The 13,737-nt window shown below is 72.9% G+C and carries 13 protein-coding genes; 5 read left to right on the forward strand and 8 right to left on the reverse strand.

Translation table 11 applies throughout. From position 1 onward, the window contains the following. Positions 1-164: 164 nt before the first annotated feature. Both ACWDY5_RS15135 and ACWDY5_RS15140 read left to right on the forward strand, forming a co-directional pair. Positions 165-2,510 carry a DEAD/DEAH box helicase gene (locus tag ACWDY5_RS15135; RefSeq protein ID WP_449722901.1) on the forward strand — a complete coding sequence of 782 codons (2,346 nt, stop codon included), beginning with the start codon at positions 165-167 and terminating at the stop codon, positions 2,508-2,510. Beyond that, positions 2,507-3,121 carry a YigZ family protein gene (locus tag ACWDY5_RS15140; RefSeq protein WP_449722797.1) on the forward strand — a complete coding sequence of 205 codons (615 nt, stop codon included), beginning with the start codon at positions 2,507-2,509 and terminating at the stop codon, positions 3,119-3,121. The genes ACWDY5_RS15135 and ACWDY5_RS15140 overlap by 4 nt, the downstream gene beginning before the upstream one ends. Here the strand turns inward: ACWDY5_RS15140 and ACWDY5_RS15145 are convergent. Both ACWDY5_RS15145 and ACWDY5_RS15150 read right to left on the reverse strand, forming a co-directional pair. After that, positions 3,118-3,957: an alpha/beta fold hydrolase gene (locus ACWDY5_RS15145; RefSeq protein ID WP_449722798.1), complete on the reverse strand. Its 840-nt coding sequence runs from the start codon at positions 3,955-3,957 to the stop codon at positions 3,118-3,120. The two genes, ACWDY5_RS15140 and ACWDY5_RS15145, sit on opposite strands and share 4 nt — an antisense overlap. A gap of 120 nt (positions 3,958-4,077) precedes the next feature. Continuing rightward, the gene (locus ACWDY5_RS15150) at positions 4,078-5,208 is read right to left on the reverse strand and encodes an FAD-dependent oxidoreductase (protein ID WP_449722799.1); all 1,131 of its coding nucleotides are present in this window, start codon (positions 5,206-5,208) and stop codon (positions 4,078-4,080) included. 89 nt (positions 5,209-5,297) lie between these two features. Between ACWDY5_RS15150 and ACWDY5_RS15155 the strand changes: the two genes are divergently transcribed. Next, positions 5,298-5,996, forward strand: a complete 699-nt coding sequence (locus ACWDY5_RS15155) for a TetR/AcrR family transcriptional regulator (protein ID WP_449722800.1) — start codon at positions 5,298-5,300, stop codon at positions 5,994-5,996. Here ACWDY5_RS15155 and ACWDY5_RS15160 read toward each other — a convergent pair. Continuing rightward, positions 5,993-6,571, reverse strand: coding sequence for an SRPBCC domain-containing protein (locus ACWDY5_RS15160; protein ID WP_449722801.1), 579 nt, complete (start codon positions 6,569-6,571; stop codon positions 5,993-5,995). The two genes, ACWDY5_RS15155 and ACWDY5_RS15160, sit on opposite strands and share 4 nt — an antisense overlap. Positions 6,572-6,773: 202 nt before the next feature. Here ACWDY5_RS15160 and ACWDY5_RS15165 point away from each other — a divergent pair, with 202 nt between their 5' ends. After that, positions 6,774-7,205 (forward strand): helix-turn-helix domain-containing protein, encoded by a 432-nt coding sequence (locus tag ACWDY5_RS15165; protein ID WP_449722802.1) that lies wholly within the window; start codon positions 6,774-6,776, stop codon positions 7,203-7,205. Continuing rightward, a complete protein-coding gene (locus ACWDY5_RS15170) occupies positions 7,202-8,071 on the forward strand; it encodes an alpha/beta fold hydrolase (RefSeq protein ID WP_449722803.1) in 870 nt (289 codons plus the stop codon). Before ACWDY5_RS15165 ends, ACWDY5_RS15170 begins: the two co-directional genes overlap by 4 nt. On the opposite strand, the gene ACWDY5_RS15175 is transcribed toward ACWDY5_RS15170, so the two are convergent. The 5 genes from ACWDY5_RS15175 to ACWDY5_RS15195 form a co-directional block, all read right to left on the reverse strand. Beyond that, positions 8,037-8,660, reverse strand: a complete 624-nt coding sequence (locus ACWDY5_RS15175; protein ID WP_449722804.1) for a response regulator transcription factor — start codon at positions 8,658-8,660, stop codon at positions 8,037-8,039. The two genes, ACWDY5_RS15170 and ACWDY5_RS15175, sit on opposite strands and share 35 nt — an antisense overlap. Next, the gene (locus ACWDY5_RS15180; protein ID WP_449722805.1) at positions 8,657-9,790 is read right to left on the reverse strand and encodes a sensor histidine kinase; all 1,134 of its coding nucleotides are present in this window, start codon (positions 9,788-9,790) and stop codon (positions 8,657-8,659) included. The genes ACWDY5_RS15175 and ACWDY5_RS15180 overlap by 4 nt, the downstream gene beginning before the upstream one ends. 33 nt (positions 9,791-9,823) lie before the next feature. Further along, positions 9,824-11,437, reverse strand: coding sequence for an FAD-binding oxidoreductase (locus tag ACWDY5_RS15185; protein ID WP_449722806.1), 1,614 nt, complete (start codon positions 11,435-11,437; stop codon positions 9,824-9,826). 94 nt (positions 11,438-11,531) lie between these two features. Beyond that, positions 11,532-12,959, reverse strand: a complete 1,428-nt coding sequence (locus tag ACWDY5_RS15190) for a dolichyl-phosphate-mannose--protein mannosyltransferase (protein ID WP_449722902.1) — start codon at positions 12,957-12,959, stop codon at positions 11,532-11,534. 94 nt (positions 12,960-13,053) lie between these two features. Further along, positions 13,054-13,665: a LysE family translocator gene (locus ACWDY5_RS15195; RefSeq protein WP_449722807.1), complete on the reverse strand. Its 612-nt coding sequence runs from the start codon at positions 13,663-13,665 to the stop codon at positions 13,054-13,056. Between the last annotated feature and the right edge of the window lie 72 nt (positions 13,666-13,737).

A 13,737-nucleotide genomic window follows, 5' to 3' on the forward strand; every position in this document is an offset into this window, starting at 1 on the left:
AGCTCGGGCTGGTCGCGGCGGAGTTCCGGCCGGGCTCGCCGCCCAGTGCCGGGCGGGTGCGGGTGGCCGAGGACCGGTGGCTGCCGGTGGCCGAGGCGCTGCCGGTGCTGAGCCGGGCGCGGCGCAGCCCTGGCGCGCATCCGGCCGCGGCCTACTGGGGCACGGTGGCGGTGTTCGGGTTGCAGCTGGTCACCGCCGGTCGCGCCGGCCGGTTGAACGAGGCTGACGAGCAGCGGGTGGCGCGGCTGGCCGCGGAGATGCCGGAGCGGGCCGGGTTCGGCGATCCGGTGCGGCTGGTGCGGGACTTCCTGGCCGCGGTGGCCGACGGGATGGGGGCGGCGGCCGCACCCGCGATGCCCGTGTTGTCGTCGTGGACGCCGAGGCCCGCGCCGCCTCGGCCGCCCGAGGTTCGGGTGTCGCTGCGGGTGGAGTTCGGGCGGACCCGGCTGTTCCGGGCGGTCCTCCAGGTGCACAGCCAGGCCGATCCGGCGCTGGTGGCCGATGCCGCCGAGGTGTGGGCGGGCGGGGTGGCCGGGCTCGGCGCGGAGATCAGGGACGGGGTGCTGGCCGCCCTGCGCCGCAGCGCCCTGGCCTGGCCGCCGCTGGCCCGGCTGCTGGAGTCCGAGGCGCCCGAGGACCTCCAGCTCGCCGATGAGGAGGTGCTGCGGCTGCTCGGCGGGGTGCCCGGCATCGAGGTGCACTGGCCGAAGGAGCTGGGCCGCGGGCTGAGCGCGCGGGCCGAGGTGGCCGCGACCGGGGACCGGCCGTCGTTCTTCGGTGGGGACAAGGCTTTCGCGTTCCACTGGCGGCTGGCCCTGGGCGACGATCCGCTGACCGAGGCCGAGCTGGCGCAGCTGACCGAGTCGCGGCGGCCGGTGGTGCGGCTGCGGGAGAAGTGGACGCTGGTGCCGCCGGACCTGCGGCGCAAGGCGGACAAACCGACCATCGCGGTGCTCGGCGGGATGGACGCGCTGGAGGTCGCGCTGACCGGGTCGGCGGTGGTGGCCGGGGACCGGCTGCCGGTGCGCGCCACCGGGTGGCTGGAGGGCATGCGCGGGCGGATCGCCGAGCCCGACACCGGCCGGGAACCGGTGCAGGCGCCGCCGGAGCTGGCCGCGACCCTGCGCGACTACCAGCTGCGCGGGCTGCGCTGGCTGGCCAGGATGACCGAGCTGGGCCTCGGCGGCTGCCTGGCCGACGACATGGGCCTGGGCAAGACGATCACGGTGATCGCGCTGCACCTGCACCGCCGCGAGGACTTCCCCGCGCCGACGCTGGTGGTCTGCCCGGCCTCGCTGCTGGGCAACTGGGAGCGGGAGATCCAGCGCTTCGCCCCCGGCGTCGCGGTGCGCCGCTACCACGGCAACGGGCGTTCGCTGGACGGTGTCGAGGGCGGGTTCGTGCTCACCACCTACGGCACCATGCGGCTGGACTCCGCGGTGCTGGCCGGATTTTCCTGGGACCTGGTGGTGGCGGATGAGGCCCAGCACGTGAAGAACCCGCGCTCGGGCACCGCGAAGGCCTTGCGCACCATCCCGGCCCCGGCGCGGGTCGCGCTGACCGGGACGCCGGTGGAGAACACGCTCTCCGAGCTGTGGGCGGTGCTGGACTGGACCACGCCGGGACTGCTGGGCACGCTGCCCGCCTTCCGCACCCGGTGGGCCAAGCGGATCGAGGGCGCGCGGGACACCGCGGTGGCCGACCGGTTCGCCCGGCTGGTGCGGCCGTTCCTGTTGCGCCGCCGCAAGTCCGACCCCGGGATCGCGCCGGAGCTGCCGCCCAAGACCGAGACCGACCAGCCGGTGTCGCTGACCAGGGAGCAGGCCGCGCTCTACCAGGCGACCGTGCGGGAGAGCCTGGAAGCGATCAAGAACAGCGACGGGCCGATGGCGCGGCGGGGCCGGATCGTCTCGCTGCTGATCGCGCTCAAGCAGATCTGCAACCACCCGGCGCAGTTCCTCAAGGAGCCAGAACCCAAGCTGGACAACAGGTCCGGCAAGCTGGAGCTACTCGACGAGCTGCTCTCCACCATCCTGGCCGAGGACGGCGCGGTGCTGGTGTTCACCCAGTACGTGGCCATGGCCCGGCTGCTGGAGCAGCACCTCACCGCGCGCGGCATCGGCACCCAGCTGCTGCACGGCGGCACCCCGGTCCCCCGGCGGGAGGAGCTGGTGCGGCGGTTCCAGGACGGTCAGGTCCCGGTGTTCCTGTTGTCGCTCAAGGCCGCGGGCACCGGACTCAACCTGACCAGGGCCGACCACGTGGTGCACTACGACCGGTGGTGGAACCCCGCGGTGGAGGACCAGGCCACCGACCGGGCCTACCGGATCGGGCAGACCCGGCCGGTGCAGGTGCACCGGCTGATCGCCGAGGGCACCGTGGAGGACCGGATCGCCGAGCTGATCGCGGTGAAGAAGGACCTCGCCGACTCGGTGCTCGCCGCGGGGGAAGCCGCCTTCACCGAGCTTTCCGACGCCGAGCTGGCCGACCTGGTGGAGCTGCGCCGATGACCGCCACCATCGCCCGCGACGGCGTGCACGAGATCGAGATCCAGCGCTCGCGCTTCCGCTGCCACCTGGCCAGGGTGGAGACCGAGGAGGCTGCCGCGGAGTTCATCGCCGCGGTGCGCAAGGAGCACTGGTCGGCCAACCACAACTGCACGGCCTTCCGCCTCGGCGACGGCGCGCAGCGTTCCAGCGACGACGGCGAACCCGCTGGCACCGCGGGGGTGCCGATGCTGGAGGTGCTGGTGCGGCGGGAGCTGGTCGACGTGGTGGCCGTGGTGACCCGCTACTTCGGCGGCACCAAGCTCGGCGCGGGCGGTCTGGTCCGCGCCTACGGCCGCGCGGTCTCCGAGGCGGTGGACGCGGTCGGCCTGCTGCGCCGGGCGCGGTTCGCGACCCTGGAGATCACCGCCGCGCACGCCGAGGCAGGGCGGCTGGAGCACGCGTTGCGCGCGGCCGGGCACCGGATCGCCGAGGTCGGTTACGGCAGCAGTGTGCGCCTGATCGTGCACGTGCCGGAAGCCGAGGCCGAGGGGTTCCGGCGGTGGCTGGCCGAGCAGACCGCGGGCGCGGTCGCCGCCACCACCGGAACCACCGTGGAACTGGACCTGCCCTAGACCGCGGCCTTGGCGATCGCGTCGGCGAGGGCCTCGGGCTGGGACAGGAACGGTGAGTGCGAGGAGTCCAGCTCGGTGACCGTGGTCGGGGCGGCCGACACCGCGTCGATCTCGGTGATGAAGCGGTGTTGCAGCGCGATCGGGATGGCGTTGTCCCTGGTGCAGGTCACGTAGGAGTGCGGGACGCGGCCGTAGCGCGCCCGGGTGATGGTCAGCTCCTCAGCTGGGATCCCGACCGGGCCGTCCGGGCTGAGCAGGCCGATCACCGCCGCCGCGGTGCGGTCGTCGACGTCGTGGCAGAAGCACTCCTTGATCTGCTCGTGCCGGTCGGGGTCGCCGAAGTCGATGCGCGCCGCGCCGACCAGCGCCGGGTCCGCGGCCAGCAGCTGGAGCGACTTGCCGCCCGCGTTCTCCGAGCAGGTGTTGTAGAAGGCCGCGGGCTGCCCGCTCACCGGTGCGAACGCCGCGACGTAGACCAGCCCGCCGACCAGCTCCGGTGCGAGTTCGGCCAGCGCGGTGGCGACCACGCCGCCCATGCTGTGCGCGACCACCAGGCACGGCCCCCCACCGCCGATCGCGCGCACCTGCTCGGCGAGCAGGGCCGCCGCGGAGGAGGCGGTGACGGTCGCGACGGGTGACTTCTCGGTGGCGAAGGCCTCGGCGTCGAACGGCCGGGTCCAGGCGGCGCGCGGCGCGGGGCCGCGCAACCCGTGTCCCTCCAGGTCGACCGCGACGGACTGGACGCCTCGCGCGGCCAGCTGCTCGGTCACCGGGCTCCAGCACCAGCTGCCGTGCCAGAAACCGTGCACCAGGACCACAGGGAGGGGGTTGGTCATTCTTTCCTCGCGCGTTTCGCAGGGACTCGCTGACAACCCGAAGCTAACCCCGGGAAGATCCAGTTCCCCGGTCTCCGGCACGAACGGGCAAGCAGGTGTGCACGTTGATCCCTCGGTGGCTCAACGGGTCTGCTCGGCTTCGGTGAACATCCGCACCAGGCTGTGCGGGAGGTCGTCGCCGAACATGTGCTCCATGAGGGCGGCCTCGTCCAGGATCTTGGCGGCGCGGGTGAACATGGCCTGCTCATAGCCGGCGAGGGCGGTCTCGAGGTCGCCGGGCTGCGCGGCGAGGGCCTTGCCGAGCTCGGCGCCGTCCTGCATGGCCAGGTTGGCGCCTTCACCGTTGGGGGCGGTGAGGTGGGCGGCGTCGCCGAGCAGGGTCACCCCGGGCGTCCGGTCCCAGCGGTGTCCGGTCGGCAGGGCGTAGTGCGGGCGCAGCACCGGCGCGGTGTCGGCCTCGGTGATCAGCGCGGTGAGCTCGGGGGCCCAGCCGTCGAACTCCTGGGCGATCCGCGCGGTAACCGCGGCGGCGTCGGTGAAGTCGATGGCGGCGAACCATTCCAGCGGCTCGGCGAGCACCACGTAGGTGTGCAGGGTGTCGCCGCTTTCCCGGTGCGCGTGGATCTCCCTGCCCGGTGTGGCGGCGATCAGCGATCCGCCGCCGACCGCGGCCGCGGCGGCCGGGTGCCGGGTGTCGGCCTCGAACAGGTAGGTCTCGACGAAGGCGGTGCCGACGTACTCCGGGGTGGCCGGGGAAAGCAGCTGCCGGACCTGGGACCAGGCGCCGTCCGCGCCGACGAGCAGGCTGGTGACCACGGTGCCGCCGTCGGCGAAGGTCACCTCGTGGCGGCCCTCGCCGAGGGTGCGGGCGCCGGTGGCCTTGTGGCCCCACTGGACGGTGCCGGCCGGGAGTGAGTCGAGCAGCAGTTGCCGCAGGTCGGCGCGCTGCACCTCGGGGCGGCCGCCGGTGCCGTCGTCGGCCTTCTCGAACAGCACGGTGCCGTCCCGGTCCAGGATCCGCATCGCCTGGCGGCCGTCCAGGACGCGGCTGCGGAACTCCGCCATCAGCCCGGCTGCCTCGAGGGCGGGCTGACCGTTGTAGTCGTGGATGTCGAGCATGCCTCCCTGCGCGCGCGCCGTGGGCGAGGGCTCGGCCTCGTAGACCGTGGCCGGGATGCCGTGCACGTGCAGGACGCGGGCCAGGGTGAGTCCGCCGAGGCCGGCGCCGATGATCGTGACGGGAGTGGGCACGAGGGCTCCTTAGGCTGATGGAATGCCGTTCCAACTCTGGAACGCCGCTCCATGTTGGAACAGCGCTCCAATCGTGTCAAGATGGGCGCATGGCAACGCGGTCACAGCGGCGGACAGAGGCGCTTTCCAGGGCGCGCATCGTGGCGGCCGCCGTCGAGCTGCTCGACGAGGCGGGCGAGGGCGGGCTGACCTTCCGGGCGCTGACCGAGCGCCTGGCCACCGGACCAGGGGCGATCTACTGGCACGTGGCGAACAAGGGCGAGCTGCTCGACGCCGCGACCGACGCCGTCCTGGCTGCCGCGCTGGCCACTGAACCAGCCGGGGCACCGGACTCGCCGCAGGAGCGGATCCGCGCCGTCGCGCTCGGCCTGTTCGACGCGATCGACGAGCACCCGTGGCTGGCCACCCAGCTCGCCGCGCAGCTCTCCCGCAGTCCGTGGGGCTCGGTGACGCCGCGGATCTTCGAGAGCATCGGCAGGCAGGTCAGCGCGCTGGGCGTGCCCAAGGCCGACTGGTTCACCGTGGCCTCGGCGCTGGTGCACCACATCCTCGGCGCGGCCGGCCAGAACGCCGCGAATGGCCGGGTGGTGGTCTCCGCGGCCGAGCGCGGCGAGTTCCTGGACGCGGCCTCGAAGGCGTGGGAGGAGCTCGACCCGGCGGACTACCCGTTCACCAGGGCCGTGGCCGAGCAGATGCGCGAGCACGATGACCGCGAGCAGTTCCTGGCCGGGATCGACCTCGTGCTCACCGGCATCACCACGCGGTACCCGCCTGCCGAGCAGGTCTAGGAGCCGGCCTCGGTGGCGATGCGCTCCAGCGCGATCCGCCACTGCTCGCGAGCCCACTCCCGGGACTGGGCGTCGGGCAGCTTCTCCACCAGGGCGTGCACAACGGTCTTGCCCTCGCCGAGCAGGCTGACCTGGACGGTGGCCGGGGTGTCCCAGCCGGTGCGCCGCCAGGTGAAGCGGACCCGGTCGACCGGCTTGACCACCCTGATCTCGCCGCTGACCCCGCCGCCCTCGTACTGGTTGCCCGGCTCGAAGCGCACCGGGCCGCCCAGCCACAGCTCGGGCCGTTCGGTGAGCACCTTCCACACCACGTCGGCCCCCGCGGCGACGCTGCGCTGCACGCCGACCTGGAAGCCGCTGGCGGTCTCCCCGATCGCGCGCTTGCCGCGGGCGCGCTCGTAGGCGACCGTGATCGACTGCTGCCACCAGCTGCTGACCTGCGGATAGTCCGCGGCCAGGTGCTTGACGATGCCCTGGTGGTCCCATTCGGCGGCGCCCGCGGCATCCAGCAGGGACAGCCACTCGGTCCAGTCGCGGCCGGTCGCGGTGCGGACGGCGTCGTCCTTCTTGGTCATGGTCCTCAGCCTCGTTCGGGGGATTATCAGCCCCAGCCGGAACATTCTTGCCGGTAGGACGCATTCTCGCCCTCCGTGCGGAGCAGTCCGACCACGGGAATTCATCGAATGGCCACCGGTCGCACCATAGGCTTCCCTATCACTCCCTATTCTTCCCTTTCCATGCTACGGTTGCGCCGGTAAGGGAACCTAGGGAGTGTTCGTGGACGACGAGCTGTACACCGTGGAGCACGTGGCCAACGTGCTCGGCCTGCACGTCAAGACCGTGCGCAACTACGTGCGCGAGGGACGACTGAAGGCGGTCCGGATCGGCAAGCAGTACCGGATCGCCCGCCGGGACCTGGAAGCCCTCACCGGCCGCACCGCCGAACCACCGGCCAGGGAGACCGCGGCCCGGCACCGGCATGCCGAGGCCTCGACCGTGGTGCAGATCGACGCGATCAGCTTCGAGCTGATGAGCACCGTCAGCGGCGCGCTCACCGCCTCCCTGCAGGGCCGCGACTTCTCCGCGCCCGCCATGCGCGTGCAGACCTACTACGACCAGGAGCGGGCCAGCATGAAGATCATCCTCAACGGCCCGGTCGGCGACACCGCGGCCCTGCTCGACCTCGTCGACCGGCTCGTGACCCGGTGACCTTGATCTACCGCACCCCGGACAGCGAGCGCCTGCTCCGCGAGCGCTACCGCGCCCTGCTCGACCGCTGGCCCTCCCCCGCCGACCAGCGCACACTGTCCACTTCGGACGGTGACACCTTCGTGGTCTCCAGTGGTCCCGCCGGCGCCCCGCCGCTGGTGCTGCTGCACGGCTCCAGCGGCAACGCCGCCTCCTGGCTCGGCGTGGCGGCCGAGTGGTCGCGATACTTCCGCCTGCACGCCATCGACATCCCCGGCGAACCCGGCCTGAGCACCGCCCATCGCCTCCCCCTGGTCTCCGGCGGGCACACCCGCTGGCTGGCGGAAGTCCTTGCCGCACTGGGCATTCCCAGCGCCGCCTTCGTCGGGACCTCGCTGGGCGGGCGCATCGCCCTTGACCACGCCATCCACCACCCGGAGCAGGTGGAACGCCTGGCGTTGTTGTGCCCCAGCGGGATCGGCCGCCGCACCTTCGGCTGGCTGCCCAAGGCCCTGCTCTACTCCTTGCAGGGCGAAGCGGGCCGCCGCAAGCTCTTCCACCTGGTGACCGGCTGGCCGGGCATCACCCAGGAGACCGAGGAGTACCAGCTGTTCGTCAACCGCCACTTCCGCCCGCGCCAGGACCGGATCACCGTGGCCACCGACGAGGAGCTGGCCACGCTGCGGATGCCGGTGCTGGTGGCGGTCGGGGCGCGGGACGTCCTGCTGGACTCGGCGCAGACCCGGCAGCGGCTGGCCGAGCACGCGCCGCAGGCGACGATGTACCTGCTGCCGGACGCCGGGCACTACGTGCCGATCGAGCGGGTGCCGGTGCTGGCGTTCCTGCGCGCGGTCACGGCGTCTTCGGCACCAGCAGACCTCGGTTGAACGCCTCGGTGACCGCGGCGGCGCGGTCGCCGACACCGAGCTTGCCGTAGATGTTGAGCAGGTGGGACTTGACCGTGGCCTCGGTGATGAACAGCTTCGCCGCCGCCTCCCGGTTCGTCGCCCCGCCCGCCACCAGCTGAAGCACTTCCAGCTCCCGCTGGCTGAGCAGGCTGGCAGTGGAACGCACTCTGCTCATCAGCAGGGCCGCCGCGGCGGGCGCGAGCACCGCCTCGCCCCGTGCGGTGGCGCGCACCGCCCGCAGCAGCTCCTCCCTCGGCGCGTCCTTGAGCAGGTAGCCGGTGGCGCCGGCCTCGATCGCGGGCAGCACGTGGCTGTCGGTGTCGTAGGTGGTCAGCATCAGCACGCGCGCGCCGGTCCCGGCCAGCTGCCTGGTCGCGGCCACCCCGTCCATGCCGGGCATCCGCAGGTCCATCAGGACCACCTCGGGCCGCAGGGTCGCGGCGAGCCGGACCGCCTCGGCCCCGTCGGCGGCCTCACCGACCACCTCGAAGTCCGGTTCGCGGGCGAACATGCTGATCAGCCCGTCCCTGACCACCGGGTGGTCGTCCACCACCAGCAGCCTGATCATGAGGCGGGCACCCTGGCCGAGATGCCGGTGCCCGCGCCCGGCTCGGACTCCACCAGCAGCGTGCCGGACAGTCCCTCGATCCGCTGCCGCATCGCGACCAGTCCGAACCCGGCGCTGAGCCGGGCGGTGTCGAAGCCGCCGCCGTCATCGCGCACGTCCAAGGCCACCTCCTCGTCCAGATAGGACAGTGTCACGCCCACCCGGCTGGCCCGCGCGTGCCTGGCCACGTTGGTCAGCGCTTCCTGGGCGGCCCGCAGCAGCGCGACCTCGGCCTCCTGGGTCAGCGGCCGGGCGGTGCCGGTGGTGGTGACCTGGACCGGGACCAGGTGCAGCGCCGACCAGTCCTGCGCGACGCTGGTCAGCGCCTCGCCGAGACGTGCGGTGCGCAGCGGTTCCGGGCGCAGCGCGTGCACCGAGCGCCGGGCCTCGGCCAGGCTCTCCCTGGCCAGTCCGGTCGCGGTGGCCACGTGCCGCCGCCAGCTCTCCGGGTCGGCGTGCTCGGCGGCGCGGAGCTGGCTGATGATGCCGGTGAGGCCCTGGGCCAGGGTGTCGTGGATCTCCCGCGCCATCCGCTCCCGCTCCTCGTGCACGGCCGCCGTCCTGGCCTGCGCGAGCAGCTGCTCGTGCAGGGCCGCGTTCTCCGCCAGCACCCGCAGGCGTTCCTCGTTGCGCCGGTCGGTGCGTTCGGCGTACCAGGCGAAGCCGCACAGCGGGATGGCGTTGGCGGCCACCACGATGACATAGGCGGCCAGCCCCGTGGCGGTGTCGAGCTCCACCGCGTAGGACTGCGCGGTACCCGCCACCACCGCCACCCCGGCGACCCCGGCCAGCCGCCCCGGCCAGGGCAGCACCTGGAAGGCGAAGAGGTACCCGGCCGGGGTGAACAGCCCGAACCACGGTGCCCGGACCACCAGCACCGCCATGATCACGATCAGCCCGGCGACGAAGACCGCCATCACCCGCGGTCGCCTCCGCCAGGCCGGATGCAGGGTGTGCGGCCACAGCATCCAGGCCGCCGCCAGCGCGCACAGCGCCAGGTCCACGGCCGGGGACTGGCCGTTGGACCACCTGATCGCCACCGTGCCCGCGGCCAGCGCGGCCAGCAGGGTGTACGGCAGTGCGCCGACCATCCGCGCTCCTCTCGTCGTGACCATAGTCGCCGGTCAGGCCGGTGGTTCGACGCCCAGGGCGTGCCGGAAGATCCCGCGCGGGTCCCAGCGGGCCTTGATGCGTTGCAGGCGCGGGTAGTTGTCCCGGTAGTAGAGCGTGTGCGCGGGCACGCCGGAGGTGTTGTGCACGGGGTCGGCCAGGTCGTTGTCCGGGTAGTTGATGTAGGAGCCGTCGCTGACCTCGCCGGGCACCGGCACGCCGCCGGTGTCGAGGTAGACGTCGCGGTAGAAGGCGCGGATCCAGGCGAGGTGGGTCTTGTCCTGGCCCTCGTCGGTCCAGGTCGTGCTGTAGACCGCCTTCATCACCGCCCCGCGCTGGGCGATCGCGGTGGCCTCAGGCGACACCGCCCGCACCTGGCCGCCGTAGCCGATGAGCAGCATCGTCGCGGACGGGGTGGCGGTGGTCTTGGCCAGGTGGTGGTGCACGGCGGCGAGCTGCCGGTCGGTCAGCGAGCGGCGCAGGTAGCCCGCCTTGTTCTTGTACCGGCGGGCGCCGGCGTCACCGGCCTCCCCGGTGCCCGGCCAGGTCATCTTGTGCAGCCACGGCATCCGCTGGTGGCGGTCGTCGATCGGCTTGACGCCGGTGCCCTCGGTCACCGCGGCCAGGAACTCGGCCACCAGGCCCGCCGCGCCGGGCAGGTCCGCGTCGATCTGCATGGCCAGCGAGAAGTACCCGGCGCTGTGGTGGGAGAGCAGCAGGATCGCGTACAGCCCGGCCGAGCGGGCGCCGGGTTCGCTGTTGCGCTCGTGCCAGACGCCGAAGTTGCGCAGCAGCCGGGTGAAGGCCTGCTCGGTCATGCCCGCCCATGCCCAGGAGACCACGCGTTCGAGCATCGTCCTGGGCGAGGGCGGCAGCAGCCGGGAGGGCTCGCCGGTGGCCCCCGGTGAGCGCAGCCAGTACCGGGTGACCACGCCGAAGTTGCCGCCGCCCCCGCCGGTGTGCGCCCACCACAGCTCCCGGTTCGGGTCCTCGGGTTCGCGGGTGGCGACCACCGCGCGGGCGGTGCCGTCTCGGTCGGCCACCACGACCTCCACGCCGTAGAGGTGGTCCACCACCGAGCCGTACCGGCGGGACAGCGCGCCGTAGCCGCCGCCGGCGAAGTGCCCGCCCGCGCCGACCGCGGGGCAGCTGCCGCCGGGGATGGTCACGCCCCAGCCCTGGAACAGCCGCCGGTACACCTGACCGAGGGTCGCGCCGGGCTGCACCGCGAAGGCCTTCATGGCCGGGTCGTAGCCGACCTCGTCCATCGGCGAGAGGTCCAGCAGCAGCCGCACCTGCGGGTCGGCGGTGAAGTTCTCGAAGCAGTGCCCGCCGCTGCGGGGCGCGATCCGGCGTCCGGTGCGCGCCGCTTCGGCCACCGCGCGCACCACCTGCTCGGTGGAGCTGACCACCCGGATTTCCTCCGGCTGCCCGGCGAAGCGGAAGTTGTTGCCGCGCAACAGGTTCTCGTAGCGCGGGTCGCCGGGCCGGATCCGCACCGGGCCGAACCCGGCGGGCTCGGTGGCCGCGTGCCCGGCCGTCCCGGCGGCCAGGGTGCCGCCTGCCACGGCGGTCGCGCCGGCGAGCAGGGTCCGGCGGCTCAGCTGGTTGCGTGCTGGCTCTGTCATGCCGACACCGTCCCAGTGGCGCGACCGCGCGCACATCAACCGGTCTCCCGGTCCGGGGGCTGAGCCGGAGATCAGCCGATCGGCTGGTCCGGGCTCAGCGCCAGGACGGCAGCCAGAGCTCGGCCTGCCAGCGGGCCTCGGTGATCGGGTCGCCGTTGAGGATCGGCCACAGCCAGACGAAGTTGGCCACCACCAGGCCCACGTACAGCGCGACCACCAGCAGACCGGTCGCCCGCCGCTCGTACCCCTCGCGCGCCGAGCCCAGGATCTGTCCCAGCGGCAGGACCAGGGCCAGCACCAGGAACGCGGCCACCGGGGTCATGTAGAAGAAGTACATCTGGCGGTCCAGGTTCAGGAACCAGGGCAGCAGCCCGGCCAGGTAGGCGACCAGCACCGCGCCGTAGCGCCAGTCCAGGTGGCCCAGCCAGCGCCACAGGCCCCAGGCGAGCATCGGGAACGCCAGCCACCACATCGCCGGGGTGCCGATCAGCATGGTCGCGCGCACACAGGTGGTCGCGCCGCAGCCGGTGGCCGAGTTGTCGATGAAGTAGAGCATCGGCCGCAGGCCCATCGGCCAGCTCCACGGCTTGGACTCCCACGGGTGCGGTTTGTCCTTCGGCGTGGCCAGGCCCTGGTGGAAGTGGAAGACGTCGACGGTGTACTGCCAGAGCGAGGACAGCGCGGTGGCCAGCAGGTGCCGGTTCACCCCGGTCTCGCTGGCGAACCAGGACCACCAGGTGCCCAGGTAGACCAGCACCGGGATGAGCAGCAGCGACCACAGACCGGGCAGCACATCGCGGCGCAGCGCGCCGGTCCACGGGTGGGTGATCCCGGTGGCGCGGCGGGCGGTGGCGTCCCAGCACACGGTGAGCAGACCGAAGGCGGCGATCCAGTACAGGCCGCCCCACTTCACCCCGCAGGCCAGGCCGAGCGAGACGCCAGCGGTGAAGCGCCACCAGCGGAAGCCCAGGCGCGGGCCGTGCGGGGTCTGGGTGGCCCAGCCCTCGCGGACGGCGGTGGCCAGCCGGTGGCGCACCTGATCGCGGTCCAGGAGCAGGCAGCCGAAGGCGATGAGCACGAACAGCGCGAGGAAGATGTCCAGCATCGCGGTGCGGCTCATCAGGTGCAGCACGCCGTCGCAGATGAGCAGCACCCCGGCCAGGCCGCCGAGCAGGGTGGAGCGGGTCAGCCGCCGGGCGATCCGGACGATCAGCAGGATCATCAGCGTGCCCGCGACCGCGGAGGCGAACCGCCAGCCCCAGCCGTTGTAGCCGAAGAGCAGCTCGCCCAGCGCGATGAGCTGTTTGGCCAGCGGCGGGTGCACGGTCCAGTTGAAGCCGGGGTTGTCCTCGACCCAGCCGTTGCGCAGCATCTGCCAGGCCTGCACGGCGTAGTACTTCTCGTCGAAGACCGGCGTGCCGCTGGGATCGGTGGGCGAACCCAGGTTCTGGAACCGGATGATCCCGCCGAGCACCGCGAGCACCGCGGCGACCAGCCAGCCGCGCAGCCGGTCCGCCGGCATCGGGCGGCCGAGGAGTCGTTCGGCCGCGCTGGCCGGTTCCGGCGAGGTCACCGTCAACGTCCCCCAGACGCCAGGATTGATCACGGTCCTCGCATCATGTCATGACGCGTTCCAGCACCAGCGCCGCCCCGATGACGATCATGGAGGCGCCCGAGACCCGCGAGACCACCCTGGCCGCCGAGGGCCGGGCGCGCAGCACCGCGTGCGCGGTGGCGGCCACGCACAGGTAGACCACGGCGCAGGTGGCGGTGAAGGCCAGGCCCAGCGTGGCCAGCTGCAGCGGGATCGGCCAGGGCGCGGCCTGGGTGGTGAACTGCGGAAGCAGGGCCACGAAGACCAGCAGGCCCTTGGGGTTGAGCGCGCTGACGGCGAAGCCCTGCAGCACGGTCTGCCGGGGGCTGGTCGTGGTGTCCCCGGATGTGGTGGGGCTGCTGGGGTTGCGGAGGGTCCTCGCGCCCAGCCAGGCGAGGTAGCAGGCGCCGGTGACGGTCAGTGCGGTGAGCGCGACGGGGGTGCTGGTGATGAGCAGGCCCAGGCCGGCGGCGAGCACCGCGGTCATCGCCAGGTAGCCGAGGGTGATGCCGGTGGCGGCGGCCAGGGCCTGGCGGCGCAGACCGGCGGCGATGGCGAAGGCCCAGTCCGCGCCGGGCACGGCGATGAGCAGCGCGGCCACGGCCCAGAAGGCGAGGAGGTTGCTGGCTGGCATGCCAGAAAGCTATGCGCGGAGTGGCCGAAGGTGCTTCCAACTCTTGCCCGCTGACGAGCTGTTGGTGGAAGA

This window comes from Crossiella sp. NPDC003009 (assembly GCF_053591555.1).

Excerpts from the sequence above, each read along its gene's own strand:
- ACWDY5_RS15140 (WP_449722797.1), top strand. The coding sequence starts at position 2,507 with ATGACCGCCACCATCGCCCGCGACGGCGTGCACGAGATCGAGATCCAG.
- ACWDY5_RS15145 (WP_449722798.1), bottom strand. The coding sequence starts at position 3,957 with ATGACCAACCCCCTCCCTGTGGTCCTGGTGCACGGTTTCTGGCACGGC.
- ACWDY5_RS15155 (WP_449722800.1), top strand. The coding sequence starts at position 5,298 with ATGGCAACGCGGTCACAGCGGCGGACAGAGGCGCTTTCCAGGGCGCGC.
- ACWDY5_RS15160 (WP_449722801.1), bottom strand. The coding sequence starts at position 6,571 with ATGACCAAGAAGGACGACGCCGTCCGCACCGCGACCGGCCGCGACTGG.
- ACWDY5_RS15175 (WP_449722804.1), bottom strand. The coding sequence starts at position 8,660 with ATGATCAGGCTGCTGGTGGTGGACGACCACCCGGTGGTCAGGGACGGG.
- ACWDY5_RS15180 (WP_449722805.1), bottom strand. The coding sequence starts at position 9,790 with ATGGTCGGCGCACTGCCGTACACCCTGCTGGCCGCGCTGGCCGCGGGC.
- ACWDY5_RS15185 (WP_449722806.1), bottom strand. The coding sequence starts at position 11,437 with ATGACAGAGCCAGCACGCAACCAGCTGAGCCGCCGGACCCTGCTCGCC.
- ACWDY5_RS15190 (WP_449722902.1), bottom strand. The coding sequence starts at position 12,959 with ATGCCGGCGGACCGGCTGCGCGGCTGGCTGGTCGCCGCGGTGCTCGCG.
- ACWDY5_RS15195 (WP_449722807.1), bottom strand. The coding sequence starts at position 13,665 with ATGCCAGCCAGCAACCTCCTCGCCTTCTGGGCCGTGGCCGCGCTGCTC.